Genomic DNA, 19,966 nt, shown 5'->3' with positions numbered 1-19,966 from the left:
GGGACCCTGCCAGGTCTCGTCATTTAGATTGATAATATATATTATGTTAAATGCTGAGAGCTATGAAAGGGGGCGTAGAAGCCCCCTCGTGCTTATTGCTCGATGCGAAAGCCGCTGACCTGGATCACGACGAACAGGCCAATGATGATCGCCGCCCAGATCAGCGCGTACTTCACGACGCCGCGCGTACCGAGCCTGCGGAACGGTGCGCCGCGCGTGGCCAGGATCAGCCAACCGATCACGGCTATGACCGATACGATCATTCCCATCTGGATCATGGTTCCACCACCATTCCGTCATAAGCCACCAGGACATGCTCCGGCACCTCCTGACCAAGCTTGTCGTAATCCATGCTCTTGTCGAGATGCGTCAGCACGGCGGACGTGGCCTGCGTCGCTTCAGCCAGTTCCAGAGCCATGCCCAGATGCGCATGCGTGGGATGCGGTTCCCGGCGCAGGCAATCGACCACGAGGACATCGCACCGGAAGCACAGATCGATCATCTCGCGGGTGATTTCACTGAAATCAGTGACATAGCACACGGATCTGCCATCGCATTCGAAGCGATAGCCCGTGGACTTGGCCGGTCCGTGCGGCATCTGCACGTGATCGACTTTGAACCCTTCGCAGATCCGCACCGTCTCGAGATTGTCGAGCGTGACGATCGTCGGATAACCTTCCTGTCCGGCAAAGACGTAGCCGAACCGCTGGCGTAGGCGACGTACCGTCTCGGAAGCCGCAAAGCCGGGGATCGGACCGGCCCGACCGTAACGCAATGGCCGCAGGTCGTCGATGCCGTGGCAGTGGTCGGCATGATCGTGCGTCCAGAACACGGCATCGAGGCGGTGGATGTCGTTGGCCAGCAACTGCGTTCGCAGGTCGGTCGACGTGTCGACGAGGATACGGCTGCCGGCATGGCTTTCGAGCATGATCGAAACGCGCGTCCGGCGATTCCTGGGATTGTCCGGATCGCAGCGTCCCCAGTCGGCCCCGTGTTCACCGCCGAGACGCGGAACGCCGGTCGACGTGCCGCTACCGAGAATAGTCAGCTTCACGCGGCCGCCTTCCGGAACAACGCGAAGAAATTGCGCGTCGTGGCGTCAGCGAAGTGGTCTGGCGTCACGCCGCGCAAATCGGCCACAAACCGGGCGGTGTCCGCCGTATAGGCCGGTTCGCACTTCCTGCCGCGATGCGGCACCGGCGCGAGGAACGGGGAATCGGTTTCGACCAGCAGCCGATCTTCGGGCAAGTCTGCAGCTACGGCCTGCAAGTCCTTGGCATTCTTGAAGGTTACGATGCCCGATAGCGAGATCGTGAGCCCCAGGTCGAGGACCTTGGCGGCAAAGTCCGCGCTTGCGGTGAAACAGTGGATGAGGGCGGGGAAAGCCCCCTTCCCGGTCTCTTCCTCGAGAATCCGTGCTGTGTCCTCTTCCGCGTCGCGGGTGTGGACGATGAGCGGCAACCCCGTCTCGCGTGCAACCGCGATATGCGTGCGGAACAAGGCCTGCTGCACGGTGCGGTCGGACTTGTCGTAATAGTAGTCGAGCCCGGTTTCGCCGATGCCGATCACCTTGGCATGCGCTGCCGCTTCCAGCAGAGCCCCCTCGCCCAGGTCCGCGTGCTGGTCGGCCTCGTGCGGATGAATCCCGACCGAGGCCCAGACGTCACTTTCGCGCGCGGCGGTGCCGACGACCTTGTCCCATTCGCGCCGACGGGTGGAAATATTGAGAAATCCGCCGATGCCGGCGGCGCGAGCGCGCTCGAGAACGCCCTGCTGGTCCTCGACCAGACCTTCGTATTCGAGATGGCAGTGGGAATCGATCAGCATCAGGCCGCCGCTTCCTCGGGCATTTCCAGCCGCGGGAACACACCCACGGGCTTGTCCAGCGTGAAACCGCTTTCCGCCAGCGGTTCCAGCCAGTCGGCGTGGGCCAGCGCGGCGTAGTCGCGCGCATCGGCGGCCACGCCCATCTGGTCGAGCAACGTGTCTATCGCGGCCGGAACGACCGGACGCACCGCTATGGCAAGGCTGCGCACGCAGCGCAGCAAGGTCATCAACACCGCTTCCATGCGTTCCGGATCGGTCTTGCGCAGCGTCCAGGGCGCCTGCTCGTCGACATACTGGTTGCAGGCGAAAACGGCTCGCATCCAGGATTCCAGGCCGTTCGAGAAATCGAGGTCCATGAAGGCGCGGCGCAGGCCCATGATGCCGACCGCAACCGCATCGGAAAGCGCCACGTCCGCGTCGTCGAGCGGGAGTTTCGGCTTGATCGCTCCACCCATGTTCTTGAAGATCATCGACAGGGTGCGCTGGGCCAGATTGCCGAAACTGTTGGCAAGTTCTGCGTTGCAGCGGGTGACGATGGCCTCCGGCGAATAGGAGCCGTCCTGCCCGAACGCCACTTCGCGCATGAGGAAATAGCGCAGGCTGTCCACACCGAACGTCTCTGCGAGTTCGATCGGATCGGTGACATTGCCCAGCGACTTCGATTCCTTCTGCCCGCGGTTGAGCAGGAAGCCATGTCCGAAGACCTGCTTGGGCACCGGCAGGCCGGCACTCATCAGGAAAGCGGGCCAATAGACCGTGTGGAACCGCACGATGTCCTTGCCGATCAGGTGCAGGTCCGCCGGCCAGTAGCGCGCATAGTCCCCCCCCTCTTCGGGAAAGCCCAGGCCGGTGATGTAGTTGGTCAGGGCATCGACCCAGACGTACATCACGTGGTTCTCGCTGCCGGGCACCTTCACGCCCCAGTCGAAGCTGGTGCGCGAGACCGAAAGATCGCGCAGGCCCCCTTCGACGAAGCGCGTCACCTCGTTGAGTCGGCTTTCGGGCCGGATGAATTCGGTAGACCTGTAGAGCTCGAGCAGCCTGTCCTGGTATTTCGAAAGGCGAAAGAACCATGATTCCTCGACGGTCCATTCGACCGGCGTGCCTTGCGGCGAGAGTTTTTCACCCGCCTCTCCCTCGACGAGCTCGCTTTCGTCGTAATAGGCCTCGTCGCGCACCGAATACCAACCCTCGTACCGGTCGAGATAGAGGTCGCCACTGGCTTCCATGCGCCGCCAAAGCTCCTGCACGGAGGTATGATGGCGCGGTTCGGTAGTGCGGATGAACACATCGTAGCCGACATTAAGCGCGTCGCACATATCAATGAAATGCTGAGACATTTCCGACGCGAGTGCGGCCGGCGTCATGCCCAGGTCGCGCGCCTTCTGGGCCATCTTCAGCCCGTGTTCGTCGGTACCGGTCTGAAACCGGACGTCGAATCCTTCCGCCTTGCGATGACGGGCGATGATGTCTGCGGCAATCGCTTCATAGGCGTGGCCGATATGCGGCTTGCCGTTGGGATAACTGATTGCAGTGGTGATGTAATAGGGCTCGCCCATGGGCGGTCGCACTTTCTCTTCCGGTGTGACTAGCGAGCGGTTTCTCTAGGCATCGCGGTCGAGGCCAGCAACCCGCCAATTTCCATTATGAGGAGCCCGGCGTCGAAATTGTAGGTCGGCGCCTGCATGTTGAGCCTCGTCAGCGTGCCGTGCGCCTCGATTATCTTCAATTGCCGCGCCCGCGATGCCCCGGTGAGTTCGGAGACCAGCACGCTGCGTGCCAGTTCCAGCGCCGCCAGTTGCCGCTCACGGGTCGGCCTGGCCCCCATCTCCCCGGCAAGCGCCCCGCGCAGATGGAAGTCGGCGTCGCCTTCACGCAGGATCTGCAGCATCAGCCGGTGGATGCCGCCAAGATCCTGCTCGACGAACGTCAGCGCCATGCCTGGCGAGCCCTGTGCCGCGGAAATGGCCGCGGCGCGGGCATCGCTGTCGGCCTCCGGCACGTCCCGACGGATAACGGCATCGAGTTCGTCGGGCGCAAGCGTTGCAAAGCGCAGGATTCGGCAACGCGAACGGATTGTCGGCAGCAGGCGACCCGGCTGGTGCGTGACGAGCAGGAAATAGGTCCCGACCGGCGGCTCCTCGAGACTCTTGAGCAAGGCATTGACGGCGTTCTTTTCAAGGTCGTCCGCCGGATCGATGATGATGGCGCGACGGTTGCCGAGCGTCGGCCGCGTCGTCAGCCGCTGCTGCATCTGGCGCACCTGATCGATGGTGATGTTGCGCTTGGTCTGGAAGGGCTTGCCCTCGGCCTTCTTCTTCGCCTCGTCGTCGTTGGCCGGCAGGTGCTCGAGAATGTGGACATCGGGATGAGTAGCGGGATCGGGCGCCTTGCCCCGGGGCTCCCGCACCAGCTCCGCGGCGGCGGCACGCGCAAAGGCACGCTTGCCCAGCCCCTTGGCCCCGGAAAGCAGCCAGGCATGATGCATGCGCTCGGACGCAATGGCCGCGAGCCATTCGCGCCAGGCAGCATCCTGGCCGATGAAGGAAGTGCCCGTCGTCATGCCGAATCCAGTAGCGGCGCAAGAGCAGCCAGCACGCCGGCCTGGGTCGCTTCGGGTGTCCGGTTGCCATCGATGCGGACGAAACGGTCCGGCTCGCTCTCTGCCAAAGACGCGAAGGCCTGCGCGACACGCGCGTGGTATGACGTGTCGCGTCCACCGATGCGATCGGTGCCGCCGGTATCGCGCAAGGCAAGCCGCTGCGCCGCGACATCCGGGGTCACCTCGATCAGCAGCGTCAGGTCGGGCAGCAGCCCCTCGCTGCCGATGGCGTGGAGCGCCACGATATCGGCATCGGAAAGACCGCCGCCGCCGCCCTGATAGGCACGGCTCGAGTCCAGGAAGCGATCGCACACGACCCAGGCACCGCGCGCCAATGCGGGCTTGATCAGCCGTTCGACGTGATCGGAGCGGGCAGCTGCGAACAACAACGCCTCGGCACGGGGGTTCCAGCCCGGTCCCGCGTCATCGGGCACGCCTTCCAGCAGCAGCTTGCGGATTGCTTCGGCACCCGGCGTTCCGCCCGGTTCGCGCGTGACCACAACCTCGACCCCCCGCGCCCGCAAGGCATCGGCAAGCAGCCGGGCCTGCGTCGACTTGCCGGCCCCCTCCCCGCCTTCCAGCGCGATGAAACGTCCCGTGGTCATGAGAAAAGGGTGATAAGCCCGTTCCACAGCCTGTCCAGCGTACCGGCCTTGCCGACGTCGCGCCCGGCAAAAAGCGGCACCTGGCCAGGCTCGAGCCCCTGAACCTGGATGGTGAGGTCGGCGATCTTGTCCCCCTTGCGGATCGGGGCGACCAGCGGCCCCCGGTAGTGCACGGAAAGACTGATCTTACGCTGGCTATCCTTCGGCAAGGTAGCATGTACCTCGCGGTTGGCGACGAGCGGCACCGTCAGTGCATCGCCATCCTGCACCTGCGCCTTCGCCACGGGCTGCCCCTTGTCGAACAGATGCCGGGGGGTCCAGGCGGAAAAGCCCCACTCGATCAGAGCCCGCGCGGCCTTGTCCCTAACGGGAGTAGTCGGCGAACCGGCCAGGACCATCACCAGCCTACGCCCGTTGCGCTCGGCGGTGCCGACGAAATTGTATCCGGCCTCGCGGGTGTAGCCAGTCTTGATCCCGTCGGCCCCGGGCACCACGCCGATGATCGGATCGTGGCTGCGCATGTGCACTTCACCGGCGACGCCCTTCCAGTACCAGCGCTTGTGACCGGAGAACTCGCGGTAAAGCTTGGGATGGCGGGTGATCATCGCGTCGGCCAGCCTCACCATGTCGCGTGCCGTCACATAGGTATGGCCCTCGTCCATCCAGCCATTCGGCGTATTGTAGTGGCTTAGCGTCATTCCCAGGCGGCGGGCGGCATCGTTCATCTTCGCCGTCCATTCCGGCACACTCCCGGCATAGCCTTCAGCCAGGACGACGCACGCGTCGTTTGCCGATTGCGTCAGGATGCCGTGAAGCAGATCGCGCGTGGTCGGCCTGTCCTTGACGGTCAGGTACATGTTGGTGCCCTTGGCGAACCATTCCTTCTCCGTCTCCGGCCGCTCCTGAAAAACCCGGTCCAGCGAAAGCCGTCCGGCGGCGATCTCCTCGAAGGCGACATAGGCCGTCATCACCTTAGTGACGGAAGCGGGCAGGAAAGGGGTATCCGGATGACGCTGCTCAAGCACCTGCCCCGAGCCGAGATCGACCAGCAGACTGACCGGGATGGGTGCCAGCTCGGCCGGGGGTTCGGGATTTGCCGCGCTGACGGGAGTTGCCAGGGCGGCCACGGGTAGAGCCAGTGCCAGCCCAAACTTCACTTTCGACTTCAAGACCCGACTTCTCCCGCACGCCGACATGGCGCCTTTGCATGCGGAGCCGGCTGTTCCGGTCAATCCGCAGACTGGATTCGTGCGTCCCTATAGCCTGCGCGCCGGGCCTTCTCCAGCGCCGGCGTGGCTTGTGCACTGTTTGCGAAGGGGCCGAGCTGAACCAGCCAGTACTTGCCGGGGTGGCTGACATTGGCGCCGAGCTGCCTGGCCGCCTTGTGGGCATTGGCCTCGACCGAGAACGCGGCGACCTGCACCACCAGCGATCCCTCCGCTGCCGGCGAGGAGGCTGGCTTCGGCGCTTGCTTGGCCGCGGCCGGCGCCGGCGCAGCCGGGGCCACGGGGGCCGCGGCCGGAGGCGACGTTACAGGCTGCGCCACTGCCGCCGGTTTCGCGTCGGAACCGGGAGTAGGTGCCGCTTTTGCGGTTTCCGCCGGCACGCCCGTCGGCATTTCGGGCGGCGTCGACGGCGGAGGACGCAGCGGTGCCTGATCGGCGAGCTTGCGGCGAAGCACCTTTAGCAGGCCATCGGGCGTCTCCATCCGCTCGGGCGCTCGCTTTCCGGTCCGCAGCAGGGCTCTTTCCGGCTCCGGCGGATTGACGCGGCGCACACGGACCGGCGAATGGCTGCCCGGCGCCAGGCCGAGCTGCTCTGCGGCCATCGGAGACAGCTGGATCAGCACGTCGTTGACCATCGGACCGCGCTGCTCGAGGCGGAGGAGAATGGTCTTGCCGCTATCCAGAGCCGTAACCTCGACATAGCTGGGCAACGGCAGCGTCTTGTGGGCGCCGGTAACGCCGGAAACATCGTCGCCGCCAACGGTCGCGTACCCGACAGCATCGTAATTGAGCTGGTCGGTCGGGGTCCAGACGGTGTCGCCTATGGTAAACGGATCGCCGATGACCACGGGATAGTCCGCGGCCGGGCCGGTCACCGGCACGGTCTGCTTTTCCGAATGGTCCTTCGCGATCGCAGGCCCCGTGCCCAGCAGAAGCAGCGCGGCAAAGGGGATAACGCGGTTAACGGGCAATCTCATCGGCAAGCAATCCTACGGACAGGGCATAGTAATTCGAGCAGTTGTACTGCAGGATCACCCGATAATTCCCGGTTAACAGATACGCCGGCGTGCCCGGCCCGTCGGGCTGGAACAGCGAGACGAGGACGTCGCTGGCGATCGGTTCCAGCGGAGAAACGCCCAGGGCGCGCCATTCGGAAACGGTCTTCCACTGCGAATGGCGGGCATGGACACGATCGCAGCTCGGCGCATTGAGCTTGGTGGCATAGGCGTCGACGTCGAACCCCGAAGGCACGGCGGCGCGCACGCCCCACGGCTGCCCCTGCCGCCAGCCGGCATCGCGAAAGTAATTGGCAATCGACGCCAGCGAGTCAGCCGAATTATCGAAGATATCGGCCCTGCCGTCGCCGTCGCCGTCGACGGCGAGACGCAGATAGACGCTCGGCAGGAATTGCGGATAACCGAACGCCCCTGCCCAGCTGCCCTTGAGCTTGTCGCGCGGCACGCCGCGGTCCACCATCTTCAACAGCGCGATCAGTTCGCCCTCGAACAGGTCGCGCCGGCGCCCTTCCCAGGCCAGGGTCGCGAGCGACCGCGCGAGGTCGAAATCGCCGGTGTAACTGCCGTAATTGGTCTCGTGCCCCCAGATCGCGAAGAGGACCGAGGCCGGCACACCATAGCGACGCTCGATTCCCGGCAGGATCGAGGACAATGCCGCATAGCGGGCCCTTCCCCGGCTGACGATCGAACTTCCCACGTGCCGGGCGATGTAGGGGGCCATCGGCGGCGGCCCGCTCTGACGCCCCGGCTGGGCCGTATCGAGCTCGATGACCCGCTGGTTCGGTGTAAGGCCGCCGAGAACGGAGGTGATCGTCCGCTCGCTCACCCCCTGGCTGCGGGCATGTGCGGCCACAAGCTGCATGTAGGAGGAAAAGCTCTCCTGCTGGGCGTCAGCGCGCGTGGCCGGCAAAGGCAGCATGGCGAGGCTGGCAACCAGGACGGGAATGCGCAAAAGCTTGGGTGTTTTCATCGAAATCATTGCCGGCGAATTTCGCACAAAGCCGAGCCCTTGCAAACCGTTCGTTCGCCGCCGCCGTGGACAGCCGGCGCAAAGGCGATGCCATTCACCGTGCCAAGGCGCACTCCACACCCTCTTGCACCCGCGCCACATTTGGCTATGCGCGATGGGCAGCGGACAGGTGGCCGAGTGGTTTAAGGCAGCGGTCTTGAAAACCGCCGTGGGTGCAAGCTCACCGTGGGTTCGAATCCCACCCTGTCCGCCACCGGCCTATTTCCCAGCAAAACACCGGCCCTGCGAAGGTGGGCCAGCTGGGCCTTTTCCGGGCTCGGGAAAGCTTCCTTCCTCAAATACGACGCGGCCCCCCGTCGGCCGCAACTCGGCAATGCACGCCACGACGGGGGGCGAGCACGTCGGCGCCAGCGAGGCTGCTACCGTTCGCTGCAGCCGTTGGCTGGTCGCAAAATGTCGCAAGTGCGAAATAGGCGCTTGCGGAGTGCGAGAAATCTATCGATAGAACCCGCAAGTTTTCGTAAAGGTGTACTACTTGGTTTACCCTTTGACTCCAAAACTGTCCCTTACCATGTTCTTGCGCCTCTCCCTCGGCCTGCTGACGACAGCGTCTCTAGCCGGCTGCTCCGACGATCCGGATGCTCGCACCGGCCGCCCGCCCGTGCAGGTCGGTTACATCGTGCTGCAACCCACGGCAGTGCCGCTGTCTGCTTCGCTCAGCGGCCGCACGGTCGCCTACGAGACATCACAAGTACGCCCCCAGGTCTCGGGCGTGATCCGGAAGCGCTATTTCACCCAGGGCAGCTACGTGCGGGCCGGCCAGCCACTGTTCCAGATCGATCCCAGCCTTTACGAAGCCGCGGTCAACCAGGCGAAGGCCAACCTTGCCAGCGCCAGGGCGACGGCCGATGCTGCAGCAGCGAAGGCGGAGCGCTACAAGCCGCTTGCCGAGATGGAGGCGATCGCCAAGCAGGACTATACCGACGCGCGGGCCGAAGCACGTGTTGCCCAGGCGGCCGTGGCCCAAAACGCTGCCTCGCTCGATACCGCGCGCATCAACCTGCGCTTCACGACCGTTCCTGCCCCGATCAGCGGCCGCATCGGCCGTTCGCTGGCGACCGTAGGCGCGCTCGCCAGTGCCAGCCAGACCGACCCGCTGGCGATCATCCAGCGCACCGATCCGATCTATGTCGACATGCAGCAGTCCGCCGCGGACCTGACGGCGCTGCGCCGCAAGCTCGCGGCCGGCGGCGTGACGCCGGGCAGCACCGAGGTGCACCTGGTGCTCGACGGTGGTTCGCAATACGAATTTTCCGGCACCGTGGAGTTCTCGGAAGTCACGGTGAACGAGGACACGGGAACGGTCACGCTGCGCGCGCGCTTCCCCAATCCCGACGGCCTGCTGCTGCCCGGAATGTTCGTGACCGCCGTGTTCGACCAGGCTTCCGATCCCAATGCGTTTCTCGTGCCGCAGACGGCGGTGCGCCGCGATTTCGACGGCAGCGCCTATGTCATGGTCGTGAACAAGGACAACAAGGCGGAGCGGCGCAAGGTCTCCGCTGACCGGACCTTCAAGGCCAGTTCGGTCATCACCGCCGGCCTCCGGAAGGGCGACAAGGTCATCGTGCAGGGCCTCAACGGGCTCAGGCAGGGTGCCGAGGTGAAGCCGACGCCAGCCTCGACACCGCAGAAGATCGCCCCGCCGTCGGCTGCCGGCTCCGGCAAGGGCACCTGATCCCGGCATGTCGCGAATCTTCATCGACCGGCCGATCTTCGCATGGGTTCTTGCCATTGTCGTGATGCTCGCCGGGATCGGCGCGCTCGAATACCTGCCCAATGAACAATACCCGGACATCGCCCCCACGCAGGTCAATATCCGCGCCACCTATCCCGGCGCTTCTGCCGAAACGATCGAGAACAGCGTCACCCAGATCATCGAGCAGCAGCTCACCGGCATCGACGGCCTGCTCTACTTCAGCTCGCAGTCCACCAATCGCGGTCGGGCGACGATCAGCGCGGTCTTCGCCAAGGGTACCGATCCGGACATTGCGCAAGTGCAGGTCCAGAACAAGGTCCAGTCGGCCATCTCGCGCCTGCCCCAGTCGGTGCAGAACCAGGGCGTGCGGGTCACCAAGTCCAACCCCGACCAGCTGTTGCTCGTCGCGGTCTACGACGCCACGGACACGCGATCGAACCAGGACGTTTCGGACTACCTGACGTCGAACATCCAGGACCCGCTCTCACGCGTCGAGGGCGTGGGCGAAGTCAACGTGTTCGGGGCGCCGCATGCGATGCGAATCTGGCTCAACCCGAACAAGCTGGCCGCCGTGGCCCTGATGCCGAGCGATGTGATCGCGGCCATCCGCTCGCAAAACACCGAAGTAGCTGCCGGCGAGCTGGGCGGCCTGCCCGCTCCCGAAGGCCAACCGATCGACGCCATCGTCACCGCCGGCTCGCGGATGCAGACCCCAGAACAGTTCCGGGCCATCGTGGTGAAGACCAACTCCGATGGCTCCGTGGTCACCGTGGGCGATGTCGCCCGTGTCGAAATAGGGGCAGAGAACTACAGCGCCGTCAGCCGCTTCAACCGGCATCCCGGCGCGGGCGTATCGGTATCGCTCTCACCCGGCGCCGACGCACTGGCAACCGCCGAGGCGGTCAAGGCGAAGATGGAAGAGCTGTCCAACAACATGCCGGACGGCCTCGAGTTCACCTACGGCAGCGACACCACCGAGTTCATCAAGCTCTCGATTTCCGAAGTCGAAAAGGCGCTGTTCGAAGCCATCGTCCTCGTCGTCATCGTGATGTTCGTCTTCCTGCAGAGTTGGCGCGCCACGCTGATTCCGGCGATTGCGGTTCCGGTCGTGCTGCTGGGCACTTTCGCAATCCTCTATGTCATGGGCTTCTCGATCAACACGTTGACGCTGTTCGGGCTGGTGCTGGCAATCGGCCTGCTGGTCGACGACGCCATCGTCGTGGTCGAGAACGTCGAGCGCCTGCTGGAAGAGAATCCCGGCATGTCGGCGCGCGAGGCCACGATCAAGTCGATGGAGGAAATCCAGGTCGCGCTGATCGCCATCGCGCTGGTCCTCTCTGCCGTGTTCCTGCCGATGGCGTTCTTCGGCGGATCGACGGGCGTGATCTACCGCCAGTTTTCGCTGACGATCATCTCGGCCATGGTGCTGTCGGTGCTGGTCGCGCTGATCCTCAGCCCCGCTCTCACCGCGTCGCTGCTCAAGCCCAAGATGCCGGAAGACGAGAAGATCCCCACATTTATCGAGAAGAGCTTTCCATTGCTGGCGCGCGGGTGGGAGAAGTTCCACAAGGGCTTCAACCGCACTTTCGAACGCGGTACGTCGGCCTATGGGCGCGGGATCGAGCGTATCGTCGCGCACAAGTGGCGCTGGCTTGGCGTGTTCGCGGTGATCTGTGTCGCCACGCTTGTGCTGTTCCAACGCTTGCCCACCGGGTTCCTGCCCAACGAGGATCAGGGCCTCGTGATGGTGCAATGGCGCCTGCCCGCCGGCACACCACGCGAACAGACCGAGGACGTGCAGCACGAAATCGAAAACTACTTCCTCACCTACGAGAAGCAGAACGTCTCGGGCATGTTCTCGATTTCGGGAGCGGGTTTCGGGGCGAGCGGCCAGAATACCGGGCAGGCCTTCATCCGGCTCAAGGACTGGGAAGAGCGCACGGACCCGAGCGATTCCGCCGACGCCATCGTCCAGCGCGCGATCGGCGCTTTCCGCAACTTCCGCAATGCGCAGGTCTTCGCGCTGGTGCCGGGCGCGATCCGGGGCCTGGGTACGTCCTCGGGCTTCGAGATGCAGCTCCAGAACCGTACCGGCATGAGCCGCGAGAATTTCGAGGAAGCGCGCGACAGGCTGCTGGCCGAAGCATCGCAGAACGATCGGCTTACCGGCGTGCGACTGGGCGACCTGCCCGATGTGTCCACTCTCAAGATCGACACCGACACCCGCGCGCTGACCGCCTTCGGCCTCGATGCCAACGACGTGAACGACACGCTTTCGACCGCCTGGGGCGGCACCTACGTCAACGATTTCATCGACAAGGGCCGCGTAAAGCGGGTCTATGTCCAGGGCGATGCCCCCTTCCGCTCACGGCCGGAAGACCTCTCGCAGTGGTTCGTCCGCGGCTCCAACGGGCAGATGTCGCCCTTCTCCGCCTTCTCCACCGTAAGCTGGTCGACTGCGCCCAGCTCGACCTCGCGTTTCAACGGCCTGCCCGCGTACGAGTTCTCGGGTACCGCCGCGCCGGGCGTGAGCTCTGGCACCGCCATGGACGAGATGGCGCAGCTGGCGTCGAAAATACCCGGGATCAGCGTGGCGTGGTCGGGATCCTCCTATCAGGAACGCCTCTCCTCCGGTCAGGCGCCCGCGCTCTACGCGCTGTCGCTGCTGGTCGTGTTCCTGTGCCTTGCCGCGCTCTACGAGAGCTGGTCCATCCCCGTCGCGGTGATCCTCGTGATCCCCCTGGGCCTGCTGGGCGCCATTGCTTTCGTGACACTGCGCGGGCTGCAGAACGACGTCTATCTCCAGATCGGCCTGCTCACGACGATGGGTCTCGCCGCCAAGAACGCGATCCTCATGATCGAATTCGCCGAACAGGCCGAGCGGCAGGGCAAACGCGTGATCGATGCTGCGCTGGAAGCTGCCCGCATCCGCCTGCGCCCGATCCTGATGACCAGCTTCGCCTTCATCTTCGGCGTGCTCCCGCTCGCCCTCGCCACGGGCGCCGGCGCCAACAGCCGCATCGCCATCGGTACGGCAGTCGTCGGCGGCATGCTGACGGCAACGCTGCTGGCGATATTCTACATTCCTCTGTTCTTCGTCCTGGTCCGCCGCAGTGTTCGCGATGGCCTCGCCACCGTCCGGGCGCAGCTGCGCGAGCGGCGTCGAGCCTCGGGAGATCCGGCATGACCAGCGCGACGAGAAAGCGCCTGATCGCCTTGCTGCTGCCTGCCAGCACGCTTGCAGCCTGCTCGATGGCCCCCACCTACGTCGCCCCTGCCCCGGCTGTTCCTGCGTCGTGGCCGGTCGGCGATGTCTATCTCGCACAGAGCGAGGCGGGACTGCCGCTGGTATCCTACAAGGAAATTTTCCGCGACCCGCGTTTGCAAACGCTGATCGGCAAGGCGCTCGCCAACAACCGGAACCTGCGCGCCGCCGCGGCCGATGTCGCCGCAGCAAGGGCGCAGATCCGCGTGGTGCGTGCCAACCAGTTTCCTGCTGTCGATACCGCCGCATCGGTCTTCCGCGTCGACCAGGGTGGCGGTGCAGGTGGCGATGGATGGTCCTATTCGGCCCAGGGCGGCGTCTCCAGTTTCGAACTCGACCTGTTCGGCAAGCTTGCCAATGCCACCCAGGCCCAGCGCGATGCCGCGCTCTCGACCGATGCTGCCGCCCGCACGGTTCGGCTGGGGCTGGTCGCCGACCTCGCACTGGCCTGGGCGACCTATGCCGCCGACCGCGATCTGCTCTCGATCGCGCAATCGACGGTCGCCAATGCAGAAGACAGCGTCCGCCTCACGCGGGCCCGGCTCGAAGGCGGCATCGCCCCGCGCACCGATCTCAGCCAGTCGCTGCAGATACTGGAAACGGCAAAGGGCGACGTCGCCTCGCAGAAGACGGCCCTGGCGCAGGACATCAACGCTATACGCCTGTTGGTTGGGACCGACTTCGATCAAGGCCTGCTCCCGAGGGGCATACAGCAGGTCAATGACGGGCTTGCCGTGCTTCCGGCTGGTACCAGCTCCGACGTCCTCCTGCGCCGTCCGGACGTGGTCTCGGCCGAGTACGACCTGCGGGCAGCCAATGCGGATATCGGCGTAGCGCGCGCGCAGCTGTTTCCCTCGATCTCGCTGACAGGCCTGCTCGGCTTTGCCAGCGATGCTCTCTCCTCCCTGTTCGACAGCGGCTCCTTTGCCACCACCGTCGGCGCAGATGCGAGCTGGTCGATCTTCAATGCCGGAGGCAAGGCCGCCGACGTCAATGTCGCCAAAGCCCAGCGGGATGCTGCCCTGGCCACCTACGAAGAGGCGATCCAGACCGCCTTTCGCGAAGTCGCCGACGCTCTTGCCGATCAGGGAACGCTGGCCGAGCGGCTGCGCGCGGCCGAAGCCTATACCGACGCAGCGAAGGACACCGCCCGCCTCACCGAGGCAACGTACAGGCAAGGTATCGCCAGTTCCCTGGACAACCTCGATGCGCAGCGCAGCCTCTACACCGCGCGGCGCAGCGAAGTGGCGGTACGCCTGCAGGCGGCCGCCAACCGCATCACGCTTTATCGCGTTCTCGGCGGCGACCAGGCCACGGCGCTTCAGGAATAGATCGGGATGATCTGCGGCAATTCCACGGTCGTGCGGATGCCCGGTTCGGCCCCGCAGACGGAGGGAATCGCGTTGATCGGGCGATGCGCCGTCAAACCCGGCGTATAGGCGGCGTATTCCTCCTCGGTCACCGGGAAGGTGATGTCCACTTTCACCGGCGTGTCGCCCTCTGTGGCGATGCGCCACCCGGATTCGCGCAGGTCCCACTCGTGCTCGATTTCGGTGGTGACATACCAGTTGGCGCGAAAGCGCAGGACCGGGCGGCCCTTGTGCTTGCAGGTAATCGTCGTCCGCATGGCGCCGACCGTGCCTGCAGGTACTTTACCCGCCGCGATGTCGAGATCGCCCGTCGTCGCCGAAAGTTCGCCAAATGCCTCGATCTCGTCCGCCGGCAGGCCGATCGCCTCGGCAACCTGCGAGAGAGAGCTGCCGAAATCACCCTTCAGGTGCTCGGCGCGGCGCTGGTCGAATGGCGCCATCGGCGCGGCGAAGCCCATGATCTGGAAGAGCATTTCGGGCGAGTTGCGGCTCGAGACGTCGGCATATTCGTCGATCGTCAGCAGGCCGTGTTCGCGCTGCAGCGAAAGCAAGGGAATCGCCAGAGCCTCGGTCACGAAGCCCGGGCTGGAACCGGTGGAATAGATCGAGGTGCCGCCCCTGGCGCAGGCTTCCTCTATCCTGGCGCGCTTGGCCGGATCCATCATCGGCGGATAGTGGAAATCGCCCCGGGTGGTGACCACGTTCTTGCCCGAAGCCAGCAGTGCGCAAAGCGCATCGTAGTCGGTGCCTTGCGGCATGAACAGGACGCAATCGGCGTCGAGCGCAACGATCTCGTCCAGCGAACTGGTCGCCTTGATACCGGTTTCGGGCAGGCCGCAAAGCGCTCCGGCGTCCTTGCCGATCTTTTCGGGCGAACTCACCCACAGGCCGGCCAGTTCCATGCGCGGATGCTCTATAACCATGCGCAGCGCGCGGCTTCCGACATTGCCCGTAGCCCATTGAACCACGCGCCAGGTCTTGTTTTCGGGCATCATGCACTCTCCCGTCCGATTAATCGTAAACGCCGCCCCGGATCGCTCCGGGGCGGCGCTGACTTGTTCGCATTAGGTCAGAGGCGCGTCCAGCGGACAATCCCCGCGTGGGAACGCTTCTGCCGGTCCGCCCCTCAGAAGTTGAAGCCGGCCTCGACCCCGTAGGTAATCGGCTTCGACCAGTTCGCGCCGATGCCGAAGTTCGAGTACTGCACCTGCGTGAGATAGCGGCTGTTCGTCACGTTGTTGCCGTAGGCCGCGAGGTACCAGTGCTCGCTCGGCGCGGTCCACTGGGCCCGCAGCGACAGGGTCTCATAACCGCCCTGCTTGAACTGGATGCCCGAGGGGCCGAAGTGGAAGCTCGACGAATACGACAGGTTACCTGAGAGCGCGAGTTCGCCGCCGCCAACCTCGGTGGCATAGCGCGCCGCCAGGAATCCGGTGAATTCAGGCGTGCGCTGCATGGTGACGTTGTTCAGATCCTGGCCGAGGACCAGGAACGAGATTCCATTTGCCGCACATACTGCTTGCGTCGCCGCATCCAGATCTGCGCAAGGCGTATAGATCGGAGCGTTGTTGAAGTCCTTGTAGCGGGCATGCACCCACGAAGCGCCAGCGGACAATTCGAGGCCGGCTGTGGGCTTGACCCGTGCGGCCCCTTCGAGACCGTAGATCTCCGACTTGGCGGCATTGACGATACGCGCGGTGCCGGCCTCGTAGATTGAAACCTGCAGGTCCTTGTAGTCATAGTAGAACCCCGCAGCCTCGAGCGAGAGGCCATAGGTTTCGTACTTGGCGCCGACTTCGAAGGCGTTGATCGTCTCGGGCTTCACCCGGCTGCAGACGTAGGGTGCGTTCTGGCAGGAGCCGCCCACATCGATGATCGCTGCCTTGTAACCCTTGGTGTAGGAAGCATAGATGCTTGTCTGGTCCGTGGGCTTGTAGCGGATGACAACACGCGGCGTGAGGCGGTCGCCCTTGGCGAAGTCGACAGCATCGGGATCGCAATCCTTGATGTAGATCCGTCCGTCCGTCGATGTGCAGACAGTGCCATCCGGCAGCGTAATGGTCGTCGGAGCGAGGAAGCGCGTGTTGTAGTACGCGTCGTCGATCTTGTCGTAGGAATACCGCAAGCCGCCCGTGACGAAGAGCTTCGGCGTGATCTCGTAGGTCGCGTCGAGGAATGCGGCATAGCTGCGCACGGTGGTGCTCGAACCGCCGAGGCGGATACGCGAGTTTGGATCGTTGCCGAAATTGTCGATGTCGGTGATGTACTGGTCGGTATTCTCGAAATAGAACAGGCCGGCCGTCCACTGCAACGGCGTGCCCGCCTTGGATGTCAGCAGGAATTCCTGGCTCCAGGTATCGTTGTTGTTGGGCAGACCGAGCTGGAAAATGTCGAGGCCCGAATAATCGAGTTCCAGCGAGGAATCGACCTTTTCGTTGCGATACTGCGAGTACGAGGTCAGGTCGGCAAATCCCAGATCGGCCCTGATCGTCACCTGCACGACGTCGCTGTTGGAACGGAAGAACTCCGGCACCGAGCCGGAAGCAATCTCGTTCTTGGCAGTGGTATAGGTACCGGGAACGCCGCCGAACGGTGCGCCCAGCCCGAACTCGTCGCTGTAGTACGAAGACGTCAACAGCGGAGAGGGATCGTCGACCTTGCCGTGCTTGTAACGCAAGAGCACGTTCACGTCGTCGGTCAGGTCTGCCTTGAGCCCGATACGCACCGACCAGTTCTCGTAGTCGCCCACGCGCTTGTCGTTGTTCGAGATGTCATGCTGCCAGCCGTCGCCGCGACGATACTGGCTCTCGAGACTGACCGCGACACGATCAGAGATCACGTAGTTGGAGAATTGCTCGGCCTTGAACTCGTTGTAGCGACCATAGCTCACTCGCCCCTGGATGGCGTTGGCATCCGTCGACGGTTCACGCGTGGACACAAGAATGGCGCCACCGGTCGTGTTGCGGCCGAAAAGCGTGCCTTGCGGCCCCTTGAGAACCTGGATGCTTTCCACGCTGATCAGGTCGAAGTCGGCCGCAAGCGGGTTGGGTGAATAGAACCCGTCGACGTAGATACCGACGTTGCCGCCACCACCCGACGTCGCCACGGCGGTACCGATGCCGCGAATGGTCGGCTGGAAGAAACCACCGGCAAAGTCGAAGCGCAGAGCCGGCGTGACCTTGCCGATGTCGGCAAGCTGCTCGACACTGGCAGTCTTGAGCGCATCGCTGCTCAGGTTGGTGATCGAAATCGGCACATCGACCTGCGCCTCTGCGCGGCGCTGCGCGGTGACGATGATCACGCCGCTATCGGTTGCTGAATCCTCGCTGTCCTGCGCGTAAGCATGCGCCGGAGCCAGAACGGCCAGACCGACGAGACCAAAAACAGACGCGGAAGTCCTTCCAATCTTCACGATATCCCTCCCTATGTTTTTCATGGAGGGACGTAATCCGGCGCCGGATACATTTCCAGCAAAAAGCTGGACAGGTGTCAAAAACATCGCGCCTGCGCCATTGTTGCAACAGGGCCGATTCCGGTGGTGGTCCTTGTTGATCAGGGCGTGATGAAGCCCACCGTCTCCTGATGCGGGTCATACGAATCCGCCTTCCAGCGCACCGAGCCGAACGGTCTCTCCAGGCGCCGGCGCACGCGTCTCTCGCTGCCGGAGCGGTTGTAGCCGTCCGCTTCTTCCTGGATGGCGAAGTCGGCCTGGGTGTAGCGGTCCCGCATGCGCAGGTAATCGCCCCAGGTCGGGCAGTGGTACCGCTCCGTCCACAAGGCAGGATTGGCGATGTCGCGCGCTATCGACCATTGGAACGCCCCGATGCGTTTGCGCATGCTCTGCATTTTCATCATCACGCCGTAGAAGTCCCGGGCACGGTCCGGATCGACGTCGTATTCCACTTCCACGATCACCGGCCCGGACCGCATCGAAAGTCCCAGGCTGACTTCCGGCTCGTGACCGATTTCGATGGATGCGTTGTCGAGTACTTCGTCCTTGGCGATAGGCAACACCAGCCCGAGCAGCGAAGTGGCGGAAACCGCAATGCCCGATGCGATGACGGCAAAAGCGACGTCGTACTCACCTGCCACGACGCCCCATCCCCAGGCACCTATGCCGATACCCGCCGTGATCGCCGAGGAGAACAGCGACAGCGCTCGCGCGGTCACCCACCGCGGGGCGGAAAGCTGAACAGTCACGTTGAGCATGGCGATGGTCAGGATGTTGCAGGCCCCGACTACGAGAAATGCCGCGCAGCTGACTGCCAGCGAGTGACTGAAGCCGATCGACACGAGAGCAACGCCCGAACCTACGGCAAAGATTCGCACGGCCCACTCGGTGGAAATCCGCTCGCGAATGGAACTGACGAACAGAGCCCCGGTGACGGCGCCGATACCCTGCGCACCCAGCAGGATGCCGAAAGTGGCGGCGTCGCCGTCGAGCAGGTCCTTGGCAATCAGCGGCGCCAGAGCTGACGCGGTCGCGGTGGAAAGCCCGAAGGCAAGGACCCGCAACAGCGCAGTCCGGATGGCCGGGGCGTGCAAGGCGTATCGCGCCCCGCCGATGATGGCCCGGTCGATCCGCTCCGGTGGCAATCGCGAGGGAACATGCCTGCGGCGCCAGAAGAAGAAGGCCGTCAGCAAGGGCAGGTAGAGAAGCGCGGTCATGCCGAACACGGACTTGGCGCCGTAGATCACCACGATCACGCCACCCAGCGCCGGGCCGAAGCTGCGCGCGACGTTGTAGCTGATCGTCCCCAACGCGACCGCCGCGGGCAGATGCGCCCGCGAGACCTGCTCGGGAATCGAGGCCTGCCACGATGGCGAGAAAAGGGCCACGCCCGCCCCAATAAGCACACAGAAACCCAGAAGCAGCCAGGGCGTGATCAGATCGAAATGGGATATCATTGCCAGCGTGCCGGCGCACACGGCGCTGAAGCCCAGGCCAGTCATGGCGATGCGGCGCCGGTCGAACATGTCGGCAATCGCGCCCGCCGGTACCGTCACGAGCATCAGCGGCACCATCATCGCCGTCTGCACCAGGGCGACCATGCTGGGTTCGTCCGACAGACGGGTCATTTCCCAGGCTGCGCCGACCCCGAGAAACAGTTGCCCGAAGTTGGAAAACAGGCTGGCCGACCAGATCCGTCGGAACACCGGCTCCTGCAGCGGCGCGAATGCTCCTCCGGCATTATCGTGTTCGGCGTGTGCAGTGCCCGCCATCGCTTCTATTCCCCTGCGCCTGTTATGTTCATGAGGTCTCGCCGTGCTCGCCGCATGCGTCAAGCGGACGCATCGCGAAGACGATCGATTGACGCAATCCGTTCCC

Annotated in this window: 15 protein-coding genes and 1 tRNA gene; 4 read left to right on the top strand and 12 right to left on the bottom strand. The window is 64.3% G+C overall.

Annotated features, from left to right (window positions below):
- Positions 1-92: 92 nt before the first annotated feature.
- The 9 genes from LK12_RS10490 to LK12_RS10450 are packed head-to-tail and all read right to left on the bottom strand — an operon-like array spanning position 93 to position 8,255.
- Positions 93-278 (bottom strand): hypothetical protein, encoded by a 186-nt coding sequence (locus LK12_RS10490; RefSeq protein ID WP_039283202.1) that lies wholly within the window; start codon positions 276-278, stop codon positions 93-95.
- Positions 275-1,054, bottom strand: coding sequence for an MBL fold metallo-hydrolase (locus tag LK12_RS10485; protein ID WP_039283199.1), 780 nt, complete (start codon positions 1,052-1,054; stop codon positions 275-277). Before LK12_RS10485 ends, LK12_RS10490 begins: the two co-directional genes overlap by 4 nt.
- Positions 1,051-1,827, bottom strand: a complete 777-nt coding sequence (locus LK12_RS10480; protein WP_039283196.1) for a TatD family hydrolase — start codon at positions 1,825-1,827, stop codon at positions 1,051-1,053. The genes LK12_RS10485 and LK12_RS10480 overlap by 4 nt, the downstream gene beginning before the upstream one ends.
- The gene (gene metG / locus LK12_RS10475; protein ID WP_039283193.1) at positions 1,827-3,386 is read right to left on the bottom strand and encodes a methionine--tRNA ligase; all 1,560 of its coding nucleotides are present in this window, start codon (positions 3,384-3,386) and stop codon (positions 1,827-1,829) included. The genes LK12_RS10480 and metG overlap by 1 nt, the downstream gene beginning before the upstream one ends.
- Positions 3,387-3,415: 29 nt before the next feature.
- On the bottom strand, positions 3,416-4,390 hold the full coding sequence (locus LK12_RS10470) for an AAA family ATPase (protein WP_039283190.1): 975 nt from the start codon (positions 4,388-4,390) through the stop codon (positions 3,416-3,418).
- On the bottom strand, positions 4,387-5,034 hold the full coding sequence (gene tmk / locus LK12_RS10465; protein ID WP_039283186.1) for a dTMP kinase: 648 nt from the start codon (positions 5,032-5,034) through the stop codon (positions 4,387-4,389). The genes LK12_RS10470 and tmk overlap by 4 nt, the downstream gene beginning before the upstream one ends.
- Positions 5,031-6,230, bottom strand: coding sequence for a D-alanyl-D-alanine carboxypeptidase family protein (locus LK12_RS10460; protein WP_052223318.1), 1,200 nt, complete (start codon positions 6,228-6,230; stop codon positions 5,031-5,033). The genes tmk and LK12_RS10460 overlap by 4 nt, the downstream gene beginning before the upstream one ends.
- A gap of 32 nt (positions 6,231-6,262) precedes the next feature.
- Entirely contained in the window at positions 6,263-7,237 is a 975-nt protein-coding gene (locus tag LK12_RS10455; RefSeq protein WP_039283180.1) for an SPOR domain-containing protein, read from the bottom strand.
- A complete protein-coding gene (locus LK12_RS10450; protein ID WP_156135447.1) occupies positions 7,221-8,255 on the bottom strand; it encodes a lytic murein transglycosylase in 1,035 nt (344 codons plus the stop codon). The genes LK12_RS10455 and LK12_RS10450 overlap by 17 nt, the downstream gene beginning before the upstream one ends.
- Positions 8,256-8,409: 154 nt before the next feature.
- Between LK12_RS10450 and LK12_RS10445 the strand changes: the two genes are divergently transcribed.
- The 4 genes from LK12_RS10445 to LK12_RS10430 all read left to right on the top strand — a co-directional run bounded on the left by LK12_RS10445 (position 8,410) and on the right by LK12_RS10430 (position 14,598).
- Positions 8,410-8,499 (top strand) — tRNA-Ser (locus tag LK12_RS10445).
- Between the two features lie 318 nt (positions 8,500-8,817).
- On the top strand, positions 8,818-9,981 hold the full coding sequence (locus LK12_RS10440; protein ID WP_052223317.1) for an efflux RND transporter periplasmic adaptor subunit: 1,164 nt from the start codon (positions 8,818-8,820) through the stop codon (positions 9,979-9,981).
- Positions 9,982-9,988: 7 nt separating this feature from the next.
- Positions 9,989-13,189 (top strand): efflux RND transporter permease subunit, encoded by a 3,201-nt coding sequence (locus LK12_RS10435; RefSeq protein WP_039283176.1) that lies wholly within the window; start codon positions 9,989-9,991, stop codon positions 13,187-13,189.
- Positions 13,186-14,598 (top strand): efflux transporter outer membrane subunit, encoded by a 1,413-nt coding sequence (locus LK12_RS10430; protein ID WP_039283175.1) that lies wholly within the window; start codon positions 13,186-13,188, stop codon positions 14,596-14,598. Before LK12_RS10435 ends, LK12_RS10430 begins: the two co-directional genes overlap by 4 nt.
- Here the strand turns inward: LK12_RS10430 and LK12_RS10425 are convergent.
- The 3 genes from LK12_RS10425 to LK12_RS10415 form a co-directional block, all read right to left on the bottom strand.
- A complete protein-coding gene (locus tag LK12_RS10425; protein ID WP_231568317.1) occupies positions 14,589-15,632 on the bottom strand; it encodes an NAD(P)H-dependent amine dehydrogenase family protein in 1,044 nt (347 codons plus the stop codon). The two genes, LK12_RS10430 and LK12_RS10425, sit on opposite strands and share 10 nt — an antisense overlap.
- Positions 15,633-15,763: 131 nt before the next feature.
- Positions 15,764-18,049 carry a TonB-dependent receptor gene (locus LK12_RS10420; RefSeq protein ID WP_231568316.1) on the bottom strand — a complete coding sequence of 762 codons (2,286 nt, stop codon included), beginning with the start codon at positions 18,047-18,049 and terminating at the stop codon, positions 15,764-15,766.
- 140 nt (positions 18,050-18,189) lie between these two features.
- Positions 18,190-19,860: an MFS transporter gene (locus LK12_RS10415; protein WP_039283172.1), complete on the bottom strand. Its 1,671-nt coding sequence runs from the start codon at positions 19,858-19,860 to the stop codon at positions 18,190-18,192.
- Positions 19,861-19,966: the final 106 nt, after the last annotated feature.

The sequence above is a fragment of the Novosphingobium malaysiense genome (assembly GCF_000802225.1).
Classification (GTDB): domain Bacteria; phylum Pseudomonadota; class Alphaproteobacteria; order Sphingomonadales; family Sphingomonadaceae; genus Novosphingobium; species Novosphingobium malaysiense.
This window is presented reverse-complemented; position numbering and strand designations above follow the sequence as displayed.